General features: G+C 71.2%; 21 protein-coding genes. 13 read left to right on the top strand and 8 right to left on the bottom strand.

Going from position 1 to position 23,559, the window contains the following annotated elements:
* Nucleotides 1–284 precede the first annotated feature (284 nt).
* Nucleotides 285–1,778 (top strand): MFS transporter, encoded by a 1,494-nt coding sequence (locus ACFXAE_RS08440; protein WP_384709976.1) that lies wholly within the window; start codon nt 285–287, stop codon nt 1,776–1,778.
* 68 nt (nt 1,779–1,846) lie between these two features.
* Here ACFXAE_RS08440 and ACFXAE_RS08435 read toward each other — a convergent pair whose 3' ends face one another.
* From ACFXAE_RS08435 to ACFXAE_RS08425, 3 genes are all read right to left on the bottom strand, one after another.
* Entirely contained in the window at nt 1,847–2,731 is an 885-nt protein-coding gene (locus ACFXAE_RS08435; RefSeq protein ID WP_384709973.1) for a cellulose-binding protein, read from the bottom strand.
* A gap of 203 nt (nt 2,732–2,934) precedes the next feature.
* The gene (locus ACFXAE_RS08430; protein WP_384709971.1) at nt 2,935–5,643 is read right to left on the bottom strand and encodes an SUKH-4 family immunity protein; all 2,709 of its coding nucleotides are present in this window, start codon (nt 5,641–5,643) and stop codon (nt 2,935–2,937) included.
* 9 nt (nt 5,644–5,652) lie between these two features.
* Nucleotides 5,653–6,672 (bottom strand): SMI1/KNR4 family protein, encoded by a 1,020-nt coding sequence (locus ACFXAE_RS08425; protein WP_384709968.1) that lies wholly within the window; start codon nt 6,670–6,672, stop codon nt 5,653–5,655.
* 352 nt (nt 6,673–7,024) lie between these two features.
* Here ACFXAE_RS08425 and ACFXAE_RS08420 point away from each other — a divergent pair, with 352 nt between their 5' ends.
* A complete protein-coding gene (locus ACFXAE_RS08420; protein WP_384709965.1) occupies nt 7,025–7,552 on the top strand; it encodes a YwqJ-related putative deaminase in 528 nt (175 codons plus the stop codon).
* A 53-nt stretch (nt 7,553–7,605) separates the two neighbouring features.
* Nucleotides 7,606–8,136, top strand: coding sequence for an SUKH-3 domain-containing protein (locus ACFXAE_RS08415; RefSeq protein WP_384709963.1), 531 nt, complete (start codon nt 7,606–7,608; stop codon nt 8,134–8,136).
* An 18-nt stretch (nt 8,137–8,154) separates the two neighbouring features.
* Here ACFXAE_RS08415 and ACFXAE_RS08410 read toward each other — a convergent pair whose 3' ends face one another.
* A complete protein-coding gene (locus tag ACFXAE_RS08410) occupies nt 8,155–9,459 on the bottom strand; it encodes a sensor histidine kinase (RefSeq protein ID WP_384709960.1) in 1,305 nt (434 codons plus the stop codon).
* Between the two features lie 167 nt (nt 9,460–9,626).
* Between ACFXAE_RS08410 and ACFXAE_RS08405 the strand changes: the two genes are divergently transcribed.
* From ACFXAE_RS08405 to ACFXAE_RS08380, 6 genes are all read left to right on the top strand, one after another.
* Complete coding sequence (locus tag ACFXAE_RS08405) at nt 9,627–10,484, top strand: hypothetical protein (protein ID WP_384709957.1); 858 nt, start codon at nt 9,627–9,629, stop codon at nt 10,482–10,484.
* A 216-nt stretch (nt 10,485–10,700) separates the two neighbouring features.
* On the top strand, nt 10,701–12,146 hold the full coding sequence (gene glmU / locus ACFXAE_RS08400) for a bifunctional UDP-N-acetylglucosamine diphosphorylase/glucosamine-1-phosphate N-acetyltransferase GlmU (protein ID WP_384709954.1): 1,446 nt from the start codon (nt 10,701–10,703) through the stop codon (nt 12,144–12,146).
* Between the two features lie 88 nt (nt 12,147–12,234).
* The gene (locus ACFXAE_RS08395) at nt 12,235–13,215 is read left to right on the top strand and encodes a ribose-phosphate diphosphokinase (protein WP_384709951.1); all 981 of its coding nucleotides are present in this window, start codon (nt 12,235–12,237) and stop codon (nt 13,213–13,215) included.
* 219 nt (nt 13,216–13,434) lie between these two features.
* On the top strand, nt 13,435–14,028 hold the full coding sequence (locus ACFXAE_RS08390) for a 50S ribosomal protein L25/general stress protein Ctc (RefSeq protein WP_384709948.1): 594 nt from the start codon (nt 13,435–13,437) through the stop codon (nt 14,026–14,028).
* Nucleotides 14,029–14,100: 72 nt separating this feature from the next.
* A complete protein-coding gene (pth, locus tag ACFXAE_RS08385; protein WP_384709945.1) occupies nt 14,101–14,703 on the top strand; it encodes an aminoacyl-tRNA hydrolase in 603 nt (200 codons plus the stop codon).
* Nucleotides 14,704–14,802: 99 nt separating this feature from the next.
* Nucleotides 14,803–15,288 carry a hypothetical protein gene (locus tag ACFXAE_RS08380; RefSeq protein ID WP_384709942.1) on the top strand — a complete coding sequence of 162 codons (486 nt, stop codon included), beginning with the start codon at nt 14,803–14,805 and terminating at the stop codon, nt 15,286–15,288.
* 124 nt (nt 15,289–15,412) lie between these two features.
* On the opposite strand, the gene ppc is transcribed toward ACFXAE_RS08380, so the two are convergent.
* Entirely contained in the window at nt 15,413–18,145 is a 2,733-nt protein-coding gene (gene ppc, locus ACFXAE_RS08375; protein ID WP_384709939.1) for a phosphoenolpyruvate carboxylase, read from the bottom strand.
* 292 nt (nt 18,146–18,437) lie between these two features.
* On the opposite strand from ppc, the gene ACFXAE_RS08370 reads away from it, so the two are divergent.
* Both ACFXAE_RS08370 and ACFXAE_RS08365 read left to right on the top strand, forming a co-directional pair.
* Nucleotides 18,438–19,451 (top strand): acyl-CoA desaturase, encoded by a 1,014-nt coding sequence (locus ACFXAE_RS08370; protein WP_384709937.1) that lies wholly within the window; start codon nt 18,438–18,440, stop codon nt 19,449–19,451.
* A complete protein-coding gene (locus ACFXAE_RS08365; RefSeq protein WP_384709934.1) occupies nt 19,448–20,125 on the top strand; it encodes a TetR family transcriptional regulator in 678 nt (225 codons plus the stop codon). Before ACFXAE_RS08370 ends, ACFXAE_RS08365 begins: the two co-directional genes overlap by 4 nt.
* A gap of 121 nt (nt 20,126–20,246) precedes the next feature.
* On the opposite strand, the gene ACFXAE_RS08360 is transcribed toward ACFXAE_RS08365, so the two are convergent.
* Together ACFXAE_RS08360 and ACFXAE_RS08355 are read right to left on the bottom strand one after the other, a co-directional pair.
* Nucleotides 20,247–20,609, bottom strand: a complete 363-nt coding sequence (locus tag ACFXAE_RS08360) for a VOC family protein (protein ID WP_384709931.1) — start codon at nt 20,607–20,609, stop codon at nt 20,247–20,249.
* Between the two features lie 4 nt (nt 20,610–20,613).
* Nucleotides 20,614–21,417 (bottom strand): trans-aconitate 2-methyltransferase, encoded by an 804-nt coding sequence (locus ACFXAE_RS08355; protein ID WP_384709928.1) that lies wholly within the window; start codon nt 21,415–21,417, stop codon nt 20,614–20,616.
* 114 nt (nt 21,418–21,531) lie between these two features.
* Between ACFXAE_RS08355 and ACFXAE_RS08350 the strand changes: the two genes are divergently transcribed.
* On the top strand, nt 21,532–22,029 hold the full coding sequence (locus tag ACFXAE_RS08350) for a MarR family winged helix-turn-helix transcriptional regulator (protein WP_384709925.1): 498 nt from the start codon (nt 21,532–21,534) through the stop codon (nt 22,027–22,029).
* On the opposite strand, the gene ACFXAE_RS08345 is transcribed toward ACFXAE_RS08350, so the two are convergent.
* Complete coding sequence (locus tag ACFXAE_RS08345) at nt 21,988–22,755, bottom strand: LuxR C-terminal-related transcriptional regulator (protein ID WP_384709922.1); 768 nt, start codon at nt 22,753–22,755, stop codon at nt 21,988–21,990. The genes ACFXAE_RS08350 and ACFXAE_RS08345 overlap by 42 nt on opposite strands.
* A gap of 289 nt (nt 22,756–23,044) precedes the next feature.
* On the opposite strand from ACFXAE_RS08345, the gene ACFXAE_RS08340 reads away from it, so the two are divergent.
* On the top strand, nt 23,045–23,500 hold the full coding sequence (locus ACFXAE_RS08340) for a GNAT family N-acetyltransferase (RefSeq protein ID WP_384709919.1): 456 nt from the start codon (nt 23,045–23,047) through the stop codon (nt 23,498–23,500).
* Nucleotides 23,501–23,559: the final 59 nt, after the last annotated feature.

Here is a 23,559-nt window from a genome sequence, read left to right as displayed (position 1 = left end):
GAAAACCCCACCCCCGCCGGTGCGGTGCGCCGCCCCCCAGCGGCGTAAAGCCAGGTTAAGGACGGCCCCCACCCCCTCTCGTCCTCCGTCGGTACGAACCCTCCCCGACCCGTAGTACGGAGGTACCCCTAAGGGCTCTCCTCCGATGGGTGGACACCGTCTCGGGGTCGCTCCACCCGCAGGCTCATGAAGGATCCGCCCTCCCGCCGCGTGAGGGTCAAGTGCGAAGCTGTGCGGCGGCAGACAGGTGCAAGGGACAATCAACCGCGAGGAAGGGACTCCGGGTGGACGGCACCAGACCGGTGACACGCGACAGCGGGCGAGCCGCCGCGACCGGGCGGCGCGGTGCCGTCGTCGCCGCGCTGATGCTCGCGATGGCCCTGGCGGCACTCGACTCCACCATCGTGTCCACCGCCGTCCCGCAGATCGTCGGCGACCTCGGCGGCTTCTCCTACTTCTCCTGGCTCTTCTCCGGCTACCTGCTGGCCGTGACGGTCACCCTCCCCCTCTACGGCAAGCTCTCCGACACCTTCGGCCGCAAACCGGTCCTCGTCGCGGGCGCCGCCCTGTTCCTCCTGGGCTCGCTGCTGTGTGCCGTGGCCTGGAACATGGCCGCGCTCATCGCGTTCCGCATCGTGCAGGGCCTGGGCGGCGGCGCCCTCCAGGGCACGGTGCAGACCCTCGCCGCCGACCTGTACCCGCTTCAGGAACGCCCGAAGATCCAGGCCCGCCTCTCCACCGTGTGGGCCCTCTCCGCGGTGGCCGGCCCCGGCATCGGCGGACTGCTCGCCTCCTACGCCGACTGGCGCTGGATCTTCCTCGTCAACCTGCCCGTCGGAACGGTGGCGTTGTGGCTGATCGTCCGTCACCTCTACGAGCCGCGACGGGACAACGGCCGCCACGCGCGCGTGGACTGGGCGGGCGCGGTCGCGATCTTCGCCTGCGGGGGCGTCCTGCTCACCGCGCTCGTGCAGGGCGGGGTCGCCTGGCCGTGGCTGTCCGCACCGTCACTGGCCCTGTTCGCGGCGGGAGCCGCGCTCCTCGCGGTCGTGGTCGTGGCGGAACACCGCGCGGCGGAGCCGATCATCCCCGGCTGGGTGTGGCGCCGCCGCACGATCGCCGCCGTCAACCTGGCCCTCGGCGCCCTGGGCCTGCTGATGGTGGCCCCCACGGTCTTCCTGCCCACCTACGCCCAGTCCGTCCTCGGCCTCGCCCCGGTGGCCGCCGGATTCGTCCTCTCCGCGTGGACGCTGACCTGGCCGGTGTCGGCCGCCCTCAGCCAGCACGTGTACCGCCGCATCGGCTTCCGCAGCACCGCGATGCTCGGCATCGGCACGGCCGCGATCGTCCTCTTCGCGTTCACCTTCCTCCCCTATCCCGGAGAGGCGTGGCAGCCGACCCTGCTGATGCTGCTGCTGGGCGCGGCCCTCGGCCTGTTCCAGCTGCCCCTGATCATCGGGGTGCAGTCGTCGGTGGAGTGGGAGGAACGCGGTACGGCGACCGGGTCGATCCTCTTCTGCCGGCAGACCGGCCAGACCATCGGCGCGGCCCTCTTCGGCGCGGTCGCCAACGGCGTCCTGGCCGCGCGCCTCGGCGGCGCGAACGACCTGGACTCCGTCACCCGCGCCCTGGACGCGGGCACCGTCCCCGAGGCGACCCGCCGGGCCGTCGCGGACGCCGTGCACGCGGTCTACCTCGGCGCGGCGTGCGCGGCGGCACTGGCGTTCCTGGTCCTGCTGGTCCTCGCGCCGCGCAGGTTCCCGGTGCTCGAGGACTGAACGGGCCCCGCGCCCCGGACGACCCCTTCCGCATCAGCCGCGCCAAAGGACTCACGCCCGGAGCCGGGTCACTCCACGGCCCGGCCCGTCAGCGCGCTGAGGCCGGCGCACACCTGGTCCAGTTGCGCCTGTACGTCCTCCCGCGTCCCGGCGTGCTCGCGCAGCACCCGCTCGGTCTCCCGCGCGACGCCCTCCGCGCGGACACGTGCCTCGGCGAGCAGCTCCGCCGCCCGCTCCCGCGCCTCCTCCGCGCGGCGGCGCGCCGACTCCTCCGCGTCGGCGAAGACCTGCCGCGCCTCGGCCAGCGCGCGCTCGGCACGCTCCTCCGCCTCCGTGTGCCGGGCCTCCAGCGCGGTCACCCGCGCGGCCTCCTCCCGGGCCACCGCGTCCAGCCGTTCCGCCTGCTCCCCCGCCGCCTCGGCGAGCATCCCGGAGGTGCGCTCCCGCATCTCCCGCAGTACCGCCAGCGTCTGCGCGCGCCGCTCCTTCACCTCGAGCCGGGCCTCGATTCGGATCCGGTCGGCCTCCGCGCGGGCCGCCAGCAGCACCTCCCCGGCGTGCTCGTCGGCCTCGGCGCGTACGGTCCCGGCGTACGCCCGCGCGGCCTCCCGCACGCCGGTCGCGTCGTCCTCCGCCAGGTCCGTCACGTCCCGCGCGTACTGCCGCGCCGACTCCCGTACGGCCGCCGCCTCCTCCCGCGCCAGCGCGAACAGCCGCCGCGCGCTCTCCCCCAGCGACTCGTACGTCTGCGGTGCCAGCCCCGCCACCCGCACCCGCAGCAGCTCCAGATCCTCCTCCATCTCCCGGGCGAGGACGGTGAGCCGCGCGGCCCGCTCCCAGGCGGCGTCACGACGGCCCGAGAGCGCCTCGACGTACGCGATCACCTGCAAGGGACGGTAGCCGCGCCCCCGCACGACCTCGAAGCCCTGCGACGACACCGATGCGCTGCTCACCCTGGAACCCCTCTCCACCGACGGACACGAAGCCCAGCACGAAAGACCGAGCACGAAATGGGATGAATCGCGCACATCTTGATGGATGACACGGAAGTGTTCATAACGCGACACTCCGCGAGGAGGGCACGCAAAAGCCGGGCCCGGTCGTCAGGACGACCGGGCCCGGCTCCTCGCGTCACACGGGACTCAGCTACGACCGATCAGAGCAGTCCGTCCCACATCTGCTCCAGCAGCACCGACCACCAGCTCTCCGGCGAACCCAGCGCCGCCGGGTCCAGCGCGGCCAACTGCGCCTGGAAGTCCACCGTCCAGCGGCCCGCCTGCTCCTGGTTCAGCCCGAACCGCAACCGCCACATCCGGCCCAGCAACGCCAGACAACGCGCGAACTCCGGCAGACCGGTGTTCACGAACTGCGGCGGCACGGGCGCACCGCCCGGCCCGGACTCCACCGGCACCGCGACGATGTTCGCCGTGCCGTACTGCACACAGATCGCCTTGCCGAAGTCGCTGCCCATCACCAGGTACGAACCCGCGTCCGAGGCAGGCTGCACCCCCCGCTCCGCCGCCAGCTCCGCCAGCGTCGGCACCGGCCGGCCCGGCTGCGCCTGCGCCCAGAAGAACGGGCCCATGTCCAGCGGCAGCCCCGCCGCCACCAGGGTGTGCGCCACGACCGGCGGCACACCCTGCCGGGACACCGCCGCCTGCTCGAACCGGAACACACCCGGCCCGAACGCCCCCGCCAGCTCCTGCGCGACCGCCTCCGGCGGCACCGGCGGCACGGGCTGCACCGGCAAAACCGGCGCACGCACCGGCGCGGGGCGCGCCGGACCGTCCGCCACCTGATGCAACTCACCCTGGTGGGCCAGCAGCTGCCGCATGCCCTGCTGCCGGCTCGCGTGATCCGTGCCGTACGGCGCGATGGACGTGATCCGCGCCTGCGGCCACTGCTCACGGATCATCCGCGCGCAGTACGCGCCCGGCAGCTCGCACGACTCCAGCTCGGTGTGCAGCTCCAGCACCTGGCCCGGCGGCACGTTCATGGCGCGCAGCTCGTGGAAGATCTGCCACTCCGGGTGCGGCGTGCCCGGCGCCGAACGCCGGATCAGCTGCTGCTCGCTGCCGTCCTGCGCGCGGTAGCGCAGCACGGCCTGGTAGCCCGGGCCGACGGTCGGCTGACCGGCGGGCGGCTGCGGATAGCCGTACGCCGGCGGCTGCCCCGGCACGGGGACCCCGGGCGGAGGCGTACCGGGGGGCATCCCAGCGGGCGGCATCGGCGGAGCACCGCCGGGCATTCCCGGGGGCGCGGGCGGCGGAGGCGTACCGGGCCCGGCCACCGGCGGCCCGGCCAGCACGGTCTCCGCGTGATGCACGGGCCCGCGCCCGCCCCCGGGAGCGCCGGGCGCACCAGGAGCACCAGGCGGGACCGGCGGCCGCGGGGCGCCAAGGGCACCCGGGACCCCGGGAGGAACGGGAGGCTGGGGCGCACCCGGCGGCCGCGGGGTGCCCGGTGCGCCGGGAGCCCCCGGAACCCCGGGCGGTCCCGGAGGCTGGGGCACCCCGGGGCCGCCCGGACTCGCGACCATCGTCGCCGCGTGGTGGGCACCACCGGGCGGCGGAGGCGGGGCGGGCGTCCCGGGCGGCGGGGTCGGAGCACCCGGCGCCCCCGGCCCGTCGAGGCCGAGCGACGGCGCCATCTGCGTCGGTACGTACCCGCCCGCCGGAGCGGACGGCGGCGCAGGCGTGCCACCCGGACGCGCACCCGGAGTCCCCGGGGCGCCCGGCGGAGGCGGGGGCGTCGCGCCCGAGCCGCGCCGCGCAGGCGGAGCCGCCTTGTTGGTCGCGGCGTCCGCGATGTCCCCGGCGTTCGGCGCGAGCGGCCGCTCCGGCCCACCCGGACCGGCCGGCGGAGGCGTGGACGCACCACCGGGCCCGTGCGGAGGGCCGTACGGCGCACCGCCCCGCGTGGGCGACGGCGCACCCGGCGCTCCCCGCGGCACACCGGAATCCTGGACCGCCGGCGCGACGGCCGTCGGCGGAAGCCCACTGCCGCCCGACAGCAGCGCCGTCTTCGCCTCCGGCGGAGCCGCGGGCGGCGGAGTGTCCTCGCCGGACTCGCCCAGCTGCGGCGCGAACACGGTCTCCGGCAGCGGCACGGAACGGTCCTCACCGGCATCGGCGTTGGTGTCCGTACCGGCCCACGGAGTCGCCCCGGCCGGGGCACCGGCCCCCGCCCGGGAATCGCTCCCCCCGGCGGCGGGCCACGCGGCACCGCTCCCCGCCCCGACCGCCGCACCCGGCACAGGAGCCCCCGAACCGGCGGACGCCCCCGGAGAACCGGCAGACGCGCCCCCCGCCCCCGAAGCGGAAACCGCAGCCGACGCAGAAGCCGCGCCATCGGCGCCCGACGCCCCACCCGAAGCAGACCCCGCGGACGAACCCGAACCGGCCACGGACCCCGCGGACGAACCCGAACCCGAACCGCCGGCCGAAGCCGCAGACGCACCCGCCCCCGAATCCTCCCCCCGCCGATCCGGAATACCCAGCCGGTCCGCCGCCTCCTGCAACCACTCCGGCGGACTCAACAAGAACGACGTCTGATTCAGATCCACCCGCGCCGCAGGCGCCGGCACCGGCTCCGGCGCCGAGTCGTCACGGCCGTACTCCTCCTCGTACCGGCGGATCACCTCACCCACCGGCAACGCCGGCCACAGCGTCGCCTCGCCACTGTCACGGGCGATCACCAGCCGCTGCGCACCCCCGTCCGAACGGGGCCCGTCCGCACGGTCCTCCGCCCACACCACGAACCCGAGGTCGAACTCCCGGACCCGCACCTCACGATGCTGGTACGACGGCACATCCCCGTTGACCCACTCCTCCGCGCGCTCCTGCGCCTGCGCGAACGTCACCATCGCCGAAGCTCACTCCCCCGCGGAAGAAACCGGAACGGCACGCGCGAACCCACCGTCCACCATCAGATTCGCCACCGTCTCCAGCTCCGGCGGAGACCCCGCCAGCCGGGACAGGAACACATCGAAATCATCCCCGCACGACAACAGCAGCCGCTCCACCCGCTCGGCCGGCGGCCACGACGGATCCACGTCCCGCGCGTCGTCGTACGCGCAGAACCACACCGAACCCTGCCGCTCACCCCGCACCTTCACGGCCAGCAGCCCGCCCTGCACGAAAGCGACGCACAGGTAGTCCTTGGTCAGATGATCACGCAGACACTTGTTCACATACACGAGGTCGTTGACCGCCGCCTCGTCCCGCACCGTGAAGAACGGCTGGTCCACCAGCAGCCCCAGCTGCGCGTCCAACGCCGTCCCCACCGGCGCGCAACCACCCGCCGCCTTCAAAAACGACCGGTACGCGCCCGGCAACCGGTACCCGAGATCCTCCTCCACCCCCACGACCTGCGACTCCGTCACCGCCACACCCGACTTCGGCAGCCCGAAATGCGCCGGCCGCGTCTCCTGCAACGGCCGCGTACCCCGCTTGTCATGGTCCACCGCCGAGGTCGCCACCCCGCCGTGGTGCCGCAGCAGCGCCTTCACCTCGACCGGCACCAGCTCCAGCCGCCGCGACCCCACCACGTGATGCCACGTCCAGCCGTGCGGCGTCGCCACCGCCGGCACCGTGTCCCACAGATCGTGACCGCTCGCCGCCAACGCCGCGTTCGCCGACACATAGTCCGTCAACCGCAACTCGTCGACACCGAAACCCTCCGGCGGCTCCGCGACCTCCGCGACCGCGCGCGCATAGGGCGAAAAGTCCGGGTATCCGCGCTCGTCCACCCGCACCCCCCTCGGGTGACGTGCCGCCCGCACCGGATCCGGGAAGTGCACGACCTGCCCGGCATAGGCCGCGTTCGGCGGCGCGGCTTGTCCCCCGGCCTGGCGGCCGGGAGGCACACCCAGCCCGAGCCGACCTGTCGTCATGGCGGTTGCCCCCTGCGGCACTCTGTACGTCCCGCACCGCCCGCCTTCGGACCGTTACGGAACGTATTCGACTGTCACGTCTGTCTCGACTGCTTGCTCCCACGACCCCCACGGCGCCCGCACACACAACCGCGCGGATCACCGCATGGATCGCGGCTGCCGACAGCCTATGCGGTACGACGACACCGGTCACCGGCGCCGGTCATCCACCCCTCCGCTTCCGTGACCAGCCGTCACCCTCCCGTGACAGCCCGCCCAAACCCGGGCGTGTCGCCCCGCCCCAGCTTCCGCATCCACCACGCCATTTGGCACTCTGTGACATCCGGGGGATGCTCGGGAGGGGATGATGATCATGAACGTGACGCAGACAGGGCCGCACAACGGCCCCACGGGCGACCCTCGCTCCGGTGACCCCCGCGTCGGCTGGAGCGCCGCCGACACCACCCACACCCCCACCCTCCACCACCGCCGCGACGGCATCCTGCCCACCATCGCCGCGGCCCTCTCCGTCCGCGGCACCACCCTCACCGGCACCGCCGCCCGCGGCGACACACCCCCCGCCCTCCACCCCCTCGTCCAGGACTTCCTCGACACCCTCACCAGCGACCAACGCGACCGCTTCACCGGCCGCTGCGCCGAGACCATCCTCATCTCCCGGCACATCACCACCGCCGACGCCGCCCGCAGCAAACGCGCCGCACGCAAACCCATGACCAACGGCGAAGCCCGCAAAGCCCTCAAACAGGCCAAACTCACCACCCGCCGCATCCGCGAGGACGGCGACCCCCTCCACGGCGCCTACGCCGCCCCCTGCCGCGCCTGCGCCGCACTCACCGCCCACTTCGGCGTCCGCACGGTCGACCCCGCCACCAACGGCTGACCCCGGCCCCGCACCACCCCACGACCTCGACGAACAAGACGAACAAAGGGCAGATGCACACCGACCGCGCCTCCTCCCCCAGCCTCGGCTCCACTCGACCGGGAGGACCCCCCTCCCGCTTCGCCGTACCCGTCGACGCAGCCCTGCGCGCCGCCGGCTGGCAACCCGGACGCTGGGACATCAAACAAGCGGAAATCTGGGCCGACACCCTGCGCGACCACACCTCACCCGCAGGACACCGCCACACCGTCTTCCCGGCCGCCGTCGAAGCCTGGGCCGAATTCGGCGGACTCCGCATCACCCCCGGCGGCCCCGGCCGCCAGATCGCCCCCGCGACCCTGCACCTCGACCCGCTCCACGGCCTCCACCTGGCCCGCACCCTCGGCGACCTCGGCCGCGCCCTCGACACCGAGGTCTGCCCCCTCGGCGCCGAGGCCGACACCCAAGCCCTCCTCGGCATCGACACCCAAGGCCGCGTCTACGCCCTCGACCACACCGGCGACTGGTACCTCGGCCCCGACATCGACCACGCCCTCACCACCCTCGTCTCCGGCATCCAACCCACACGCCTCACCGCCGGCTGAACCCCACAGCCGACCGGGCTACGACGCCGGAATCACCGCCGACACCCGGAACCCCCCCGCGTCCGTCGGCCCCGACACAAACACCCCACCCAACGCCGACACCCGCTCCTTCATCCCCACCAGACCGTTCCCCCCCGACGGCAACCCCGCCGACGACGCCGCCTCCGGCGGCGGCTCGTTCTCCACCTGCATCGCGATCTCCGACACCCGGTACGCCAGACGCACATACGTCTTCGCACCCGCCGCATGCTTGTGCACGTTCGTCAGCGCCTCCTGCACCACCCGATACGCCGTCGACTCCACCTCCCGCGCACACGACCGCGACTCCCCCACCACCGACAGATCAACCACCATCCCCGCAGCCGCCGACTGCCCCACCAACTCCTCGATCTCCGACAGACACGGCCCCTCCCCCTCATCCACCGCCCGCGACGCAGCAACCGCAGCAGCCACCCCCACCGCCGCCAACGGCACCGACGCCCGCTCCCGCCGCCGCTCCCCGTTCCCACCGGAACGCAACACCCCGAGCATCTCCCGCAACTCCGTCAACGCCTGCCGCCCCATGTCCCCCACCAGAGCAGCGTTCCTCACGGCCTTCTCGGGATCCTTCCGCGCCACCGCCTGCAACGCCGCCGCATGCACCACCATCAGACTCACCCGGTGCGCCACCACGTCGTGCATCTCACGCGCGATCCGCGTCCGCTCCTCGCCCCGCGCCCACTCCGCCCGCTCCTCGGCCCGCTCCGCGAGCAACTGAAGCTCCCGCTCCAGACTGTCCGCCCGCTCCCGCAGACTCTCCATCAACCGCCGCCGCGCCCCCACATACAGACCCAGTAACAACGGCGGCGCCGTCACCCCGATCGCCGTCGTGATCGACGCGAACGGCACGATCCAGTCCCCGACGTCCAGATCCCCCCGCGCCAGGTTCTGCCGCATCCGCACGAACATCACGATGAGCACACCCACCGACTGCATCCCGGCCAGCGACGCGATGATCCGCCGCGGCACATCGGACGCGGCCAGCGAATACAGACCGACGACGCCCATCAGGAAACCCATCGCGGCAGGCGTCACCGCGATCGCCACCAGCACCACCGCGATCGGCCACTTCCGCCGCACCAGCAGCACGGAACCGGCCAGCACACCGAAGACGACCCCCACGCCGGCCGGAAGCCCCGCCTCCCACGCGAACGGGATCCCCTCCAGCCCGCACTCCACCGCGGACACCACCGCGAGCCCCACATCCAGCACGGCACTACGCCGTCTGTCCCACCACCACGGCCCTCCCCGGGCCGTCACACGCTCTTCCCCCGTCGTGGTCATGCGTCCAGCCTACGGGCGCACAGCGCCGCTTTTCCGGCAAGTTTTCACGTCCGGATCACACCACACAGGGTGACCGTTCGGATGCGGTACGGCCCGAAATCCCTCGAACTGTTGAATCGGACACCGTTCGAGGGGGGAACCGACCATTCCACCCGGACGGTATGCGTGTGACACATGCATCCGGCAAATACGCCGACTTCGAGAGCCTGCGGGAGCGGGCGGTCGCCCTGCGACGGGCGGGCCACAGCCTCCGTCAGATCCGCGACGAACTGAAGATCTACAACAACGACATCCTCAACCAGCTGGTGAAGGGGGAACCACCGCCGGCCTGGACGAAACGCCCCAACGCGAAGGACGGCCTCAGGACCAAGGCCCGGGAGCTACGGCTCCAGGGGTGGACGTACGACCAGATCGAGGCCGAGCTGGGCTGCTCCAGAAGCTCGGTGTCGCCATGGGTACGGGACCTGCCGAAGCCTGAACGCAAGCGCACTCCCGAGGAAGCCGCAGCCATCGCCCGCCGGGGCTGGGAAGCGAAGCTGCGCATCCGGGACGAGGAGCGGCAGCGCACCAAGGAAGCGGCCAAGCAGGCGATCGGTGACCTGTCGGCCCGCGAGCTGTTCCTGGTGGGCGTCGGCTCGTACTGGGCGGAGGGCAGCAAGGACAAGCCGTACGACCGCCGCGAGAACGTCACCTTCGTCAACAGCGACCCCGACATGATCAAGGTCTTCCCGGCTTGGCTCGACCTGCTTGGAGTCGAACGCGAGCGCCTCCGCTTCACGGTCATGATCCACGAGAACGCCGACGTGGCAGGCGCGGAGCAGTACTGGGCCGAGCTCGTCCACGCCGACCGCAGCGCGTTCAACAAGACGACGCTCAAGCGGCACAATCCCAAGACGGTGAGAAAGAACGTGGGTGACTCGTACCGGGGCTGCTTGGTGATCAAAGTCTTGAAGGGTGCCGACCTGTACCGTCGCATCGAAGGCTCTTGGTACGGCATAGTGTTGGGTGCCGACTCGGCGACCTAACCGAATGTCCGGTTTAGTCGAGTTTCATCCCCCATGGTGTAATCAGGCAGCACTGAGGGTTTTGGTCCCTTAAGTTCAGGTTCAAATCCTGATGGGGGAGCTGCTCTGTCCGGGCCCTGACATTTCCGTCAGGGCCCGCTCTCATGCTTCCCCCACAAACGCCCCGGTATCCTGCGGATGTCCACCCCCCTCCCCGATTCAGCCGAAGGGCATCCCGTGAGCACCAGTCGCCCGGCAGCCGTCGTCGTTCTCGCAGCGGGTGAGGGCACCCGTATGAAGTCGGCCACACCGAAGGTCCTGCACGACATCTGTGGCCGTTCCCTGGTGGGTCATGTGCTCGCCGCGGCCGGTGAGCTGGAGCCGGAGAACCTGGTCGTCGTCGTGGGTCACGCCCGCGAGAAGGTGACCGCGCATCTCGCGGAGATCGCCCCGTCCGTCCGTACCGCCGTGCAGGCGGAGCAGAACGGCACCGGGCACGCCGTGCGGATGGGGCTGGAGGAGCTGGGCGGTTCCGTGGACGGGACGGTCGTCGTCGTGTGCGGTGACACTCCGCTGCTGACGGGTGAGACGCTGCGGCGGTTGTCGGCCACGCACGCCTCCGACGGCAACGCGGTGACGGTGCTGACGGCCGAGGTGCCGGACGCGACGGGTTACGGGCGGATCGTGCGGGACGACAGCGGTGCCGTGACGGGGATCGTGGAGCACAAGGACGCGTCCGCCGCGCAGCGGGCGATCCGGGAGATCAACTCGGGTGTGTTCGCGTTCGACGGGGCGTTGTTGGCGGACGCGTTGAAGAGGGTGCGGACGGACAACAGTCAGGGTGAGGAGTATCTGACGGATGTGCTCGGGATCCTGCGTGGGGCGGGGCACCGGGTGGGTGCGTCGGCGGCGGGGGATCACCGGGAGATCGCGGGGATCAACAACCGGGTGCAGTTGTCGGAGGCGCGGCGGATTCTCAACGACCGGTTGCTGGCCGCTGCCATGTTGTCGGGTGTCACCGTGGTCGATCCTGCGACGACGTGGGTCGATGTGACCGTGTCGTTCGAGCAGGACGTGGTCGTTCATCCGGGGACGCAGTTGCACGGGGCGACGCATCTCGGTGAGGGGTGTGAGGTCGGGCCGAACTCGCGGTTGACGGATACGCGGGTGGGTGCGGGGGCGCGGGTGGACAACGCGGTGGCGGTGGGTGCCGAGGTGGGTCCTGAGGCGAGTGTGGGGCCGTACGCGTATCTGCGTCCGGGGTCGCGGTTGGCGCGTAAGGCCAAGGTGGGTACGTACGTCGAGACGAAGAACGCGTCGATCGGTGAGGGGACGAAGGTTCCGCATCTGTCGTATGTGGGGGATGCGACGATCGGCGAGTTTTCGAACATCGGTGCGGCGAGTGTGTTCGTCAATTACGACGGGCAGGACAAACATCACACGACGGTCGGATCGCACTGCCGGACCGGTTCGGACAACATGTTTGTGGCACCTGTCACGGTCGGGGACGGCGCTTACACGGCTGCCGGTTCGGTGATCACGAAGGATGTGCCGCCGGGTTCGCTGGCTGTGGCCCGTGGCCAGCAGCGGAATATCGAGGGTTGGGTGGCTCGTAAGCGTCCGGGGAGTGCTGCCGCGAAGGCGGCGGAGGCGGCTTCGCGGGAGCCGGCGGGCGAGGACTGACCGGATTCGGCCCTGTCGGACAGGGCGTACCGTGATAAGTGCACTTCCGCACCGCCATCAGCTGCGACACCTCTGAGGAGACTGTGCTGTGACCGGGATCAAGACGACCGGCGAGAAGAAGATGATGTTCTTCTCCGGCCGCGCCCACCCCGAGCTTGCCGAGGAGGTCGCCCAACAGCTGGATGTCGGGGTCGTGCCGACGAAGGCCTTCGACTTCGCCAATGGCGAGATCTATGTGCGGTATCAGGAGTCGGCTCGTGGCGCCGACTGCTTCCTGATCCAGAGCCACACCGCTCCGATCAACAAGTGGATCATGGAGCAGTTGATCATGATCGACGCGTTGAAGCGTGCGTCGGCCAGGTCCATCACGGTCATCGTGCCGTTCTACGGTTACGCGCGGCAGGACAAGAAGCACCGGGGTCGTGAACCGATTTCGGCGCGTCTGATCGCGGACCTGATGAAGACGGCGGGTGCGGACCGGCTGCTGGCGGTGGATCTGCACACGGATCAGATCCAGGGCTTCTTCGACGGTCCGGTGGATCACTTGTTCGCGCTGCCGCTCCTCGCGGACTACGTGGGTGCGAAGGTGGACCGTTCGAAGCTGACGGTGGTGTCTCCGGACGCGGGCCGTGTGCGGGTGGCGGACCGTTGGTGCGACCGGCTGGGTGCGCCGCTGGCGATCGTGCACAAGCGCCGGGACAAGGACGTGGCGAACCAGGTCACGGTGCACGAGGTCGTGGGTGACGTGGAGGGCCGGATCTGCGTCCTGGTCGATGACATGATCGACACGGGTGGCACGATCTGTGCCGCGGCGGACGCGTTGTTCGCGCACGGTGCGGAGGACGTCATCGTGACGGCGACGCACGGTGTGCTGTCGGGTCCGGCGGCGGACCGGTTGAAGAACTCGCGGGTGAGTGAGTTCGTGTTCACCAATACGCTGCCGACGCCGGGCGAGTTGAGTGAGTCCCTCGACAAGATCAAGGTGTTGTCGATCGCGCCGACGATCGCGCGTGCGGCGCGTGAGGTGTTCCGGGACGGTTCGGTGACGAGCCTGTTCGACGAGCAGTAGGCCTGAGCGGCGGACCCGTGCAGTAAGGGTTCTGCACGGGGTCTCCCGTTGATCGTTTTGGGTGCGGCCTCCTGGTCCGAGTAGACTGCTGAAGTTGCTCGGCGAGGGAGGCCGTTCCGCTTTTCACGAGGCGTTCGGCTGTCCGTTATCGACGCGCTCTTCGTAGCAGGCCGTTCGTGGCCGGGTGACCACGTCCGTTTCTGACTTCGAGGAGTGATTATGTCCGAGGTGAAGATCTCCGCCGCGACGCGCACCGAGTTCGGCAAGGGTGCCGCGCGCCGTATCCGTCGTGACAGCAAGGTTCCGGGTGTGCTGTACGGGCACGGTTCCGACCCGCTGCACCTGACCCTTCCGGGCCACGAGCTGCTGCTCGCGCTGCGTACGCCGAACGTGCTGATCGCGCTGGACATCGACGGCACGTCGAACGAGTTGGCGATCCCGAAGTCGGTGCAGCGTGACCCGATCAAGGGCTTCCTGGAGCACGTCGACCTGCAGCTGGTGCAGCGCGGCGAGACCGTCACGGTGGAGATCCCGGTCCTCACCGAGGGCGAGCTGGCCGCGGGCGGCAACCTGCTGGAGCACGTGCTGGGCACCCTGACGGTCGAGGCCGAGGCCACCCACATCCCCGAGGCCGTCACGGTGTCCGTCGAGGGTCTGGCGGCCGGTGCCTCCGTCCTCGCCAAGGACATCACCCTCCCGAAGGGTGCCAAGCTGGCCGTCGACGGGGACGCGGTCGTCATCCAGGTGCTGGCCGCGCAGGCGGAGGAGGCCGCGGAGGGCGAGGAGGCCACCGAGGGCGCCACCGAGGCCTGATCCGCACCGACGCCGTTTTCGTCAGCCGCTGCTTCCCGTCGGGGGCAGCGGCTGGCGCGTATCGAGGGAGACATGCAGGTGACGACCGACGCCGGTGCCCCGTGGCTGATCGCGGGGCTGGGCAATCCGGGGCCCGAGTACGCGATGAACCGGCACAACGTGGGGTTCATGGTGGCGGATCTGCTGGCGGAGCGGATCGGGGGCCGGTTCAAGCGGGCCGGCAAGGCTCAGGCGCAGGTGGTGGAGGGGCGGATCGGTCCGCCGGGGCCGGACAACCGGCGGGTGATCCTGGCGAAGCCGATGTCGTACATGAATCTGTCGGGCGGGCCGGTGAACGCGCTGCGGGAGTTCTACAAGGTGCCGGCGGCGAACGTGGTGGCGGTCCATGACGAGCTGGACATCGAGTACGGGACGCTGCGGCTGAAGCTGGGTGGCGGGGACAACGGTCACAACGGGCTGAAGTCGATGACGAAGGCGTTCGGGCGGGATTACCACCGGGTGCGGTTCGGGATCGGGCGGCCGCCGGGGCGGATGCAGGTGGCGGACTTCGTGCTGAAGGACTTCTCGTCGGCGGAGCGCAAGGAGCTGGACTACTTCGTGGACCGGGCGGCGGACGCGGTGGAGTGTCTGGTGATCGAAGGGCTGGAGCGGGCGCAGGGGACGTACAACTCGTGACGTGCTGATGGGTACATCGGTTGACTTGTCCTTCTGCGGGAGCCCGCCGGGACCCACCGGAGTTGACCGAGCGCAAGGTCATGGCCAAGGATCTCGGCCATGGCTCCTGCGGTCCGCTCCTCCCGTGGCTCTTCCGCCCTGCGGTTCGGCCGGTTCGCGGCGATGGGCACGGTCACCGCGCTGATCCTGGTCGCGGGTGTGTGGGCGTCATGGGGTACGGCGCAGCACGCGATGCTGACGAAGGGGCGCGAGCGCGGCACGGTGGAGGTGACGCGGTGCGGCGCGAAGACGTGTGCGGGGCCGTACACGCCGCTGTCGCAGGGGTCGCAGCCGCGTGCGGAGGTCGTGCTGGAGAACTCGGTGGCCGTGGCGGAGGGGCGGACGTACACGGTGGTGCTGAAGCCGGGCGGCACGGACGCCGTCCGCTCGGGTCCCGCCGGGGTTCTCTACGCGTGGGTTCCGCTGGGCGGCGCGCTGCTGCTCGCGTCTGTCGTCGTGGCCGGCGGTCTGCTGCGGACGCGGGCGGCGTGGGTGCTGGCCCTGTCGGGGGCAGCGCTGCTCACGGCGGCTTTCCTGGCCGTCTGAAGCGAGCCGTCCGAAGCGAGCCGCCCGAGACAGGCTGCCTGAAGCGAGCCGTCCGGAACAAGCCGCCCGAAACGAGGGGTGCCCCCAACCGTACGAGGCCGGGGGCACCCTTCGTCGCGCCGGGTCAGCCGGTGTTGCGCAGGCCGGCCGCGACGCCGTTGACGGTGAGCAGCAGGGCGCGGGCGAGCAGCGGGTCGGGCTGTTCGTCGGCGCCGGCGGCGTCGCGCTGACGCTTGAGGAGGGCCACCTGGAGGTAGGAGATCGGGTCCAGGTAGGCGTCGCGGATGGTGAAGGTCTGCTTGAGGACCGGGTCGGCGTCCAGGAGTTCCTGTTCGCCGGTGACGCGCAGGACCTCGGCGACGGTGAGCTCGTGCTCGGCCTTGATGGCGTCGAAGACGTGCTTGAGCTCGTCGGGGACGAGGGTGTCGACGTAGTGCTGGGCGATGCGCAGGTCGGTCTTGGCGAGGGTCATCTCCACGTTGGAGATGAAGTTGCGAAAGAAGTGCCACTGCTGGTGCATCTCGTCCAGGACGGTGTCCAGACCGGCCTCGCGCAGTGCCTTGAGGCCGGAACCGACGCCGTACCAGCCGGGGACGATCTGCCGGGACTGGGTCCAGCCGAACACCCACGGGATGGCGCGCAGTCCGTCGAGCGAGACGCCCGAGCCGGGGCGGCGGGAGGGCCGCGAGCCCAGATGCAGGTCGGCGAGCTGGTCGACGGGCGTGGAGGCAAGGAAGTACGTCGGCAGGTCGGGGTCCTCGACGAGCTTCCGGTAGGCCGTGTGGGCGGCGTCGGAGACGACGTCCATGGCGGCGTCCCAGCGGGCGAGGGCCTCGTCGGACTGGCGGGGTGCGGTGTGCAGGGCGGACGCCTGGAGGGTGGCGGCGACGGACAGCTCCAGGTTCTCCCGGGCGAGGGCCGGGATGAGGTACTTGTCGGAGATGACCTCGCCCTGTTCGGTCACCTTGATCTCGCCCTCGAGGGTGCCCCAGGGCTGGGCGAGGATGGCGTCGTGGGTGGGGCCGCCGCCGCGGCCGACGGTGCCGCCGCGGCCGTGGAACAGCCGCAGGCGCACCCCGTAGCGGTGGGCGACGTCGCGCAGCCGCCGCTGCGCGCGGTGGATCTCCCACTGGCTGGTGGTGATGCCGCCGAACTTGGAGGAGTCGGAGTAGCCGAGCATGACCTCCTGGACGTCGCCCCTGAGCGCGACGAGGCGCCGGTAGGAGGGGTCGGCGAGCATGTCCTCGAGGATGGTGTCGGCGGCCTTGAGCTCGTCGGTGGTCTCAAGGAGCGGCACGATGCCGATCTTCGCCCACCCGGCGTGCAGGTCGATGAGCCCGGCCTCACGCGCCAGTACGGCGGCGGCGAAGACGTCGTCGGCGCCCTGGCACATGGAGATGATGTACGACTCGACGACCTCGGGTCCGAAGACCTCCAGGGCGCGCCTGACGGTCTGGAAGACGCCGAGGGTCTTCTCGCCGGCGGCGTCGACGGGCGCCGGGGTGGGGGCGAGCGGCCTCCTGCTGCGCAGCTCCTTGGCGAGGAGCTTGGAGCGGTACTCGCGGGGCATGTCGGCGTACCGCCACGACTCCTCGCCGAGCCGGTCGAACAGCTGGCCGAGGGCGTGGTGGTGGGCGTCGGCGTGTTCGCGTACGTCCATGGTGGCGAGCTGGAGGCCGAAGGCGGCCAGGGTGCGGATCGTACGGGCGAGGCGGCCGTCGGCGAAGAGGCCGCCGCGGTGTTCGCGCAGGGAGGCCTGGATGATGCGCAGGTCGGCGAGGAGCTGGCCGGTGCCGAGGTAGTCGCGGCCGGGCTCGTGGGGGGTGCCCTTGGCGAGGCGGAGCTTGGTGTTCTCCAGCTTCTGGCGGATGCAGGTGGCCTTGAGCCGGTAGGGCTCCTCGGCGTTGAGCCGCTTGTAGCGGGGGCTGATCTCGGGGAGGGCGTCGAGGTCGGCCTGGAGGGAGGCCAGCAGTTCCTCCGTCGCACCCGCGTAGCGGATGGAGTTGGAGAGGAAGCCGCGCAGTTCGTCGATCATCTCCAGGGCGTCGTTGATGCCGTGTTCGTGCTGGAGGATGAGGACGTCCCAGGTGACCTGGGGGGTGACGTTGGGGTTGCCGTCGCGGTCGCCGCCGATCCAGGTGCCGAAGGTGAGGGGGCGGGTGTCGTCGGGGAGGTGGACGCCGACGCGCTCCAGCTCGGCGGTGAGGTCCTCCAGGACGTCGCCGACCGCGCCGGCGTGCAGCTCGTCGAGGTAGTAGATGGCGTTGCGGGCCTCGTCGGCGGGCTCGGGGCGGACCACGCGCAGTTCGTCGGTCTGCCAGACGAGGTCGATGTTCTCGGCGAGCCGGGTGTCCAGGCGGCGCCGGTCGGAGGCGATGACCGGGGTGTCGAGGAGGGCGGCGATCCGGCGGAGCTTGTTGAGGACGGAGCGGCGGGCGGCCTCGGTGGGGTGCGCGGTGAAGACGGGCCGGATGTTGAGGTTGCGGACCGTCTCGCGCAGGTGCTCGGGGTCGGCGTCCTTGAGGCGGTCGGCGGTGCGGGAGAGCAGCCCGCCCTCGGCGGCGCGGCGGGCGCGCAGTTCCCGGCCGCGGTGGACCTGCTCGGTGACGTTGGCCAGGTGGAAGTAGGTGGAGAACGCGCGGACCAGCTTGGCCGCGGTCTGCAGTTCGGTGCCCCGCAACAGCTCGGCGGCGGCCTCGCCGTCCTCACGGGTGAGTCGGCGGACCTTCTCGACGAGGTCGAGCAGTTCCGGGCCCTCCTGCCGGACCAGGGTCTCTCCCAGGAGGTCGCCCAGTCGGCGGATGTCGGCGCGCAGCTCGCTGCTCGTCGTGGTGGTCTGGTCGTCGGCACTGCTCACAGGTGCGGCTCCTTGCAGTGTTGAAGCTCGTCTGGGAGGGAACCCGGACGGTGTCTCGCGCGGCGTGCGCCGCTTGCGGGCCGGACGTCCGGGAAGAAATTCAGAGCGGACCGCGCTGTCCGACCGACTTCAAGGATAGGTGTCGACCCGGACGCGCAGGCTCACGGGCTCTTGCCGCCGGGTGACGCACTGTCATACTTACGTTGCCGTAGGTTACGGAGGCGTAGGTACGCAGTGCGTTTCCGGAGGCCGGGCACCCGCTCCCCGTCCACATACCCCACAGGGAACACGCATGACCTCAGGCTCCGATGTGCTGCACGAAGCTCCGAAACAACCCGGGTCCGGCGACGCGGTGCCCTCCGCCACGATGGGCGGCGAGCGCAAGCGCTCCATCGAGCAGATCACGCTGCTGCTCTTCATCATCGTCCCCTTCCTGGCCCTGGTGGCGGCGGTGCCGCTGGCGTGGGGGTGGGGGGTGAGCTGGCTGGACCTCGGTCTGCTGGTCTTCTTCTACTACCTCGGCTGCCACGGCATCACCATCGGTTTCCACCGGCACTTCACGCACGGTTCGTTCAAGGCGAAGCGGCCGCTGAAGATCGCGCTGGCGGTCGCCGGGTCGATGGCGGTGGAGGGCCCGCTGGTGCGGTGGGTGGCCGATCACCGCAAGCACCACAAGTTCTCCGACGCCGAGGGCGACCCGCATTCGCCGTGGAAGTACGGGGAGACGGTCCCGGCGCTGATGAAGGGCCTGTGGTGGGCGCACATCGGCTGGATGTTCGACGAGGAGCAGACGCCGCAGGACAAGTACGCGCCGGACCTGATCAAAGACCCGGCGCTCCGTGCGATCTCCCGCCAGTTCATTCTGTGGACGGCGCTGTCCCTGGCCCTGCCGGCGCTGATCGGCGGCCTGGTCACGATGTCCTGGTGGGGCGCGTTCACCGGGTTCTTCTGGGGGTCGCTCGTGCGGGTGGCGCTGCTGCACCACGTGACGTGGTCGATCAACTCGATCTGCCACGCGGTCGGCAGGCGTCCCTTCAAGTCACGGGACCGTTCGGGCAACGTGTGGTGGCTGGCGGTCCTGTCCTGCGGTGAGTCCTGGCACAACCTGCACCACGCCGACCCGACGTCCGCGCGGCACGGTGTGGAGCGCGGGCAGTTGGACTCGTCCGCCCGGCTGATCCGCTGGTTCGAGCAGTTGGGCTGGGCGTACGACGTGCGGTGGCCGTCACGCTCGCGTATCGATTCGCGCCGTAACACCTCGGAAGGCGACGCCCGGCGGGGGAAGGAAGCCGCCGAGGCGGCATGATGGTCGCCGTGGCGACCGACTCCAGCAGCACCCCGAGCAATGACAAGCCGCGGCGTGCGCGTCGCACCCGGATGACCGGTGTGGAGCGCCGCCAGCAGCTGCTGGAGATCGGCCGCACCCTGTTCGCGGCGAAGGGCTTCGAGGGCACGTCGGTGGAGGAGATCGCGGCGAAGGCCGGGGTCTCCAAGCCGGTGGTGTACGAGCACTTCGGCGGCAAGGAGGGGCTGTACGCGGTGGTGGTGGACCGCGAGATGCGGCGCCTGCTGGACATGGTGACGAGCTCGCTGACGGCCGGCCATCCCCGCGAACTGTGCGAGCAGGCCGCGTTCGCGCTCCTCGACTACATCGAGGAGTACACGGACGGTTTCCGCATCCTGGTCCGCGACTCCCCCATCCCCCAGTCGACGGGCACCTTCGCCTCGCTGATCTCGGACATCGCCACCCAGGTGGAGTACATCCTGGTCCGCGAGTTCAAGTCCCGCGGCTTCGACCCGAAGCTGGCCCCGCTGTACGCGCAGGCCCTGGTCGGGATGGTGGCGCTGACGGGTCAGTGGTGGCTGGACGTCCGCAAGCCGAAGAAGGCGGAGGTGGCGGCCCACCTGGTCAACCTGGCGTGGCACGGGTTGGACGGGCTGGAGCCGAAGCCCCGGCTGATAGGTCACCGGAAGAGCTGAGGACACGGCCCGCCGTGTGGAATCGTGCGGGCATGACCGAAATGACGATCGGCGAGGCCGCCTCCCAGCTGGATGATCCGGTCCGCCGGCAGGCGGAGGGAACCCTCGGGCAGCGGGACCGTCAGCCGACCGGCTCCAGGAACTCGAGCCGGTTGCCCACCGGGTCATCGGAGTAGAAGCGTTTGTGGCCCGGGAGGTCGTCGTCCCGGGTGACGGGGGCCCCGTGGGCGGCCAGGCGGGCGGCGTACGCCTCGATGCCGTTCACTCTCAGACCTGGGTGGGCTTTCCTCGCGGGCCGGAAGTCGTGCTCGATGCCCAGATGAAGCCGTACGTCTCCGGCCTCGAACCAGCAGCCGCCGCGCGCCGCCAGGGCGGACGGCTTCGGCGTCCCGGTCATGCCGAGGGCGTCCACGTAGTACGCACGCAGGCGCTCCTCGGAGCCGGGTGGGGCGGCGAGCTGCACATGGTCGACGGCGGTGAGCACGCCCTCACGCCTCCTTGACCGCGACCGCGAAGACGCGGCGGAACGGGAACGGGGTGCCGTGGGGGCCGGCCGGATAGGCCGCTCGCAGGGCGGACCGGTACGCGTCGACGAACGCGTCGCGGGCCTCGGGATCGTCCGCCAGAGCCGTCAGGACGGGCCGCAGGCCCGTGCCCTTGACCCAGTCGAGGACGGGATCCTCCCCCTCCAGCAGATGCACGTACGTCGTCTCCCAGGCGTCGGTCGTGCAGCCGAGGGCGGTCAGCCGCTCCAGGTAGGCCTCCGGCCGGAGTACGGCGTCGTCGTGGCGCAGGACGCCGGCCAGACGGCCCCGCCAGCGCGGGGAGGCGGCGAGTTCCCGCAGCAGGGTGTGGCTGGGGGCGTCGAAGTTGCCGGGGACCTGGAAGGCGAAGGTGCCACCGGGAGCCAGCCCGCCGACCCAGTCACCGAACCGTTCCACATGTCCCGGAACCCATTGCAGCGTGGCGTTGCTGACGATCAGGTCGTACGGCTCCCCGGGCGTCCAGGTGCGGACGTCGGCGTGGGCGAAGTCCAGCCTGCCGCCCTCGTGGTCGACGCGGGCCTTGGCGAGCATCTCGGACGAGTTGTCGTAGCCGGTGACGCGGGCGGCGGGCCAGCGGTCGGTGAGCAGGGCCGTGACGTTGCCGGCGCCGCAGCCGAGGTCGGCGATGCGGGGCGGGTCCCCCGGGAGTTCCGGCACGCGGGCCAGGAGGTCGGTGAAGGGCCGGGTGCGGTGACCGGCGTGACGCAGGTACTGGACGGGGTCCCACAGAGGGGTCGCCGCGGACATGGGGCCTCCCGGATGCCGGTGGACGGGTACCCAGCGTCACCCGCCATCCGTCTCGACGTCAAGAGACTCGACATCAAGAGACTTCACATCGACACAACCACTACACTGATCGTCATGGAGGACGAGGTCGATCGGCTGGTCGCAGCGTGGCGCCGGGAGCGCCCGGACCTCGACGTGGAACCGCTCGAGGTGCTCAGCCGGGTGAGCAGACTGGCCCGGCACCTGGACCGGGCGCGCCGGCTCGCCTTCGCCGAGCACGGCCTGGAGTCCTGGGAGTTCGACGTCCTGACCGCGCTGCGCCGCGCGGGCTCCCCGTACCAGCTCTCGCCGGGGCAGCTCCTCACGCAGACGCTCGTCACCTCGGGCACGATGACCAACCGCATCGACCGCCTGACCAAGAAGGGCCTGGTGGAGCGGCTGCCCGACCCCAGCGACCGGCGCGGTGTCCTGGTCCGGCTCACGGACGAGGGCCGCGACCGCGCCGACCAGGCACTGGCCGGGCTGCTGGCGCAGGAGCGGGCGATCCTCGCGGAACTCACCCGCGCCCAGCGCGGCGAACTGGCCGGGCTGCTACGCCAGTTGACCGCCCCGTTCGACAACATCCCCGGTTAGGTCGACGGGCCCGACACCCGCCCGCCGGGCGAGGGCCACCGCGGCGAGGGTGGAGTGCACCCCCAACTTCCCGAGGACGTTCTGCATATGGGTCCGTACGGTGTGCGGGGACAGATACAGGCGCTCGGCGACCGCCTTGCGCCCCAGCCCCGCGACCATGCACCGCAGCACCTCCCGCTCGCGCGGGGTCAGGGACTCCACGAGCTGTTCGCTCTCCGTGCGGTGCCGCCGGGCGGCGGTCAGCTCCCGCAGCACACCCGTCAGCAGCGCGGGCGGCAGATGCGTCTCGTCGCGCAGCACCCCCCGGATGACGGTGAGCAGCCGGTTCAGCGAGCAGTCCTTGGCCACCCACCCGGAGGCCCCCGCCTGCAGGGCGAGCGCGGCCCGGGCCGGATCGTCCTTCTCGGCGAGGACGACGATCCGTACCTGCGGCTGCACCGAACGCACCCCGGTGACCAGCGATATCCCGTCGACGAGCCCGTCCTCGTCACCGGCCTGCACGGGCACGGCCGGCCGGCCGCCCGGCATCTTGCCGCCCAGGTCGGCGTCGACGAGCAGCACGTCGAACCGCCGCCCCTCGGCGGCCGCCCGCTCCAGACAGCGCAGCGCGGCCGGGCCGCTGCCCGCCGCGGACACGTCGACGTCGGGCTCTGCGGCCAGGGCCGCGGCCAGCGACTCGGCGAAGATGCGATGGTCGTCGACGACCAGGACTCGAATGCGAACCACGAAACCCCCTTCCCCAAGCTCTTCCCAGAGCAGGGGATTACCCCATCGTCGGAGGGCGACACCGGCGCGGGTACGACGCCGAGGCGCTGTCACCTCACTGACCGGACGTGGGACGGGCCGCCGCAGCCACACGGCCGCCGCCGCGCGACAACCGCCGCCCCGCCTCGGACGCCGTACCCGACCGTCTCGCCCCCTGAACGGCACCGGCCCCCACCGGCACTGTTCATCAGGGTACGGGCGAGGGCCGGGAGCGGAAGGTTATTTGCAGAACTGGCGGCCTTGCGCGTTTATGGTGAGCCGCATGTTTCGTCTTGAGACAGAAGTCGACAAGGCCCGACGTGATCTGCTCCGCAGGCGGCTGCGGGACACGAACACCGCGGCCTCCCCGATCCTGCGGGCACTGCGCGGAACCCCGGACGAGCGCGAATCGCCTTTGCACGTGTGGGCGTCGGATGCGAACGGTGAACTGGCCGGCGGCCTGGTCGGCCACACCTGGACGGCCTGGCTGCACGTGACCTACCTCTGGGTCGACGGCCGCCACCGGGGGGCGGGCCTGGGCTCCGGCCTCCTCGCGGAGGCGGAACGCGTCGCCGCCGCCGAACGCGCCTGCACGGCCTCCCGCGTGGAGACCTGGGACTTCCAGGCCCCGGACTTCTACCGGAAGCACGGCTACGACGTGGTGTGCGTGATCCCCGACTACCCGCCGGGGATCACGGAGTACACCCTCACCAAGCGACTGCGCTGACCGAGCCGCCACCGGATCCGGTGTCCGCGGGCGGCGCACTCCGGCTTCCGGCCGGCGCC

The sequence above is a fragment of the Streptomyces sp. NPDC059454 genome (assembly GCF_042749965.1).
In the GTDB taxonomy this organism is placed as follows: domain Bacteria; phylum Actinomycetota; class Actinomycetes; order Streptomycetales; family Streptomycetaceae; genus Streptomyces.
The sequence above is the reverse complement of the archived record's forward strand: the minus strand, read 5'-3'. Positions and strand labels throughout refer to the sequence as shown.

What these genes read in the sequence shown, in the direction of transcription:
- ACFXAE_RS08430 (WP_384709971.1), bottom strand. Translation starts at nt 5,643, where the DNA reads ATGGTGACGTTCGCGCAGGCGCAGGAGCGCGCGGAGGAGTGGGTCAAC.
- ACFXAE_RS08425 (WP_384709968.1), bottom strand. Translation starts at nt 6,672, where the DNA reads ATGACGACAGGTCGGCTCGGGCTGGGTGTGCCTCCCGGCCGCCAGGCC.
- ACFXAE_RS08420 (WP_384709965.1), top strand. Translation starts at nt 7,025, where the DNA reads ATGAACGTGACGCAGACAGGGCCGCACAACGGCCCCACGGGCGACCCT.
- ACFXAE_RS08415 (WP_384709963.1), top strand. Translation starts at nt 7,606, where the DNA reads ATGCACACCGACCGCGCCTCCTCCCCCAGCCTCGGCTCCACTCGACCG.
- ACFXAE_RS08410 (WP_384709960.1), bottom strand. Translation starts at nt 9,459, where the DNA reads ATGACCACGACGGGGGAAGAGCGTGTGACGGCCCGGGGAGGGCCGTGG.
- ACFXAE_RS08390 (WP_384709948.1), top strand. Translation starts at nt 13,435, where the DNA reads ATGTCCGAGGTGAAGATCTCCGCCGCGACGCGCACCGAGTTCGGCAAG.
- pth (WP_384709945.1), top strand. Translation starts at nt 14,101, where the DNA reads ATGCAGGTGACGACCGACGCCGGTGCCCCGTGGCTGATCGCGGGGCTG.
- ACFXAE_RS08380 (WP_384709942.1), top strand. Translation starts at nt 14,803, where the DNA reads ATGGCTCCTGCGGTCCGCTCCTCCCGTGGCTCTTCCGCCCTGCGGTTC.
- ACFXAE_RS08370 (WP_384709937.1), top strand. Translation starts at nt 18,438, where the DNA reads ATGACCTCAGGCTCCGATGTGCTGCACGAAGCTCCGAAACAACCCGGG.
- ACFXAE_RS08365 (WP_384709934.1), top strand. Translation starts at nt 19,448, where the DNA reads ATGATGGTCGCCGTGGCGACCGACTCCAGCAGCACCCCGAGCAATGAC.
- ACFXAE_RS08355 (WP_384709928.1), bottom strand. Translation starts at nt 21,417, where the DNA reads ATGTCCGCGGCGACCCCTCTGTGGGACCCCGTCCAGTACCTGCGTCAC.
- ACFXAE_RS08350 (WP_384709925.1), top strand. Translation starts at nt 21,532, where the DNA reads ATGGAGGACGAGGTCGATCGGCTGGTCGCAGCGTGGCGCCGGGAGCGC.
- ACFXAE_RS08340 (WP_384709919.1), top strand. Translation starts at nt 23,045, where the DNA reads ATGGTGAGCCGCATGTTTCGTCTTGAGACAGAAGTCGACAAGGCCCGA.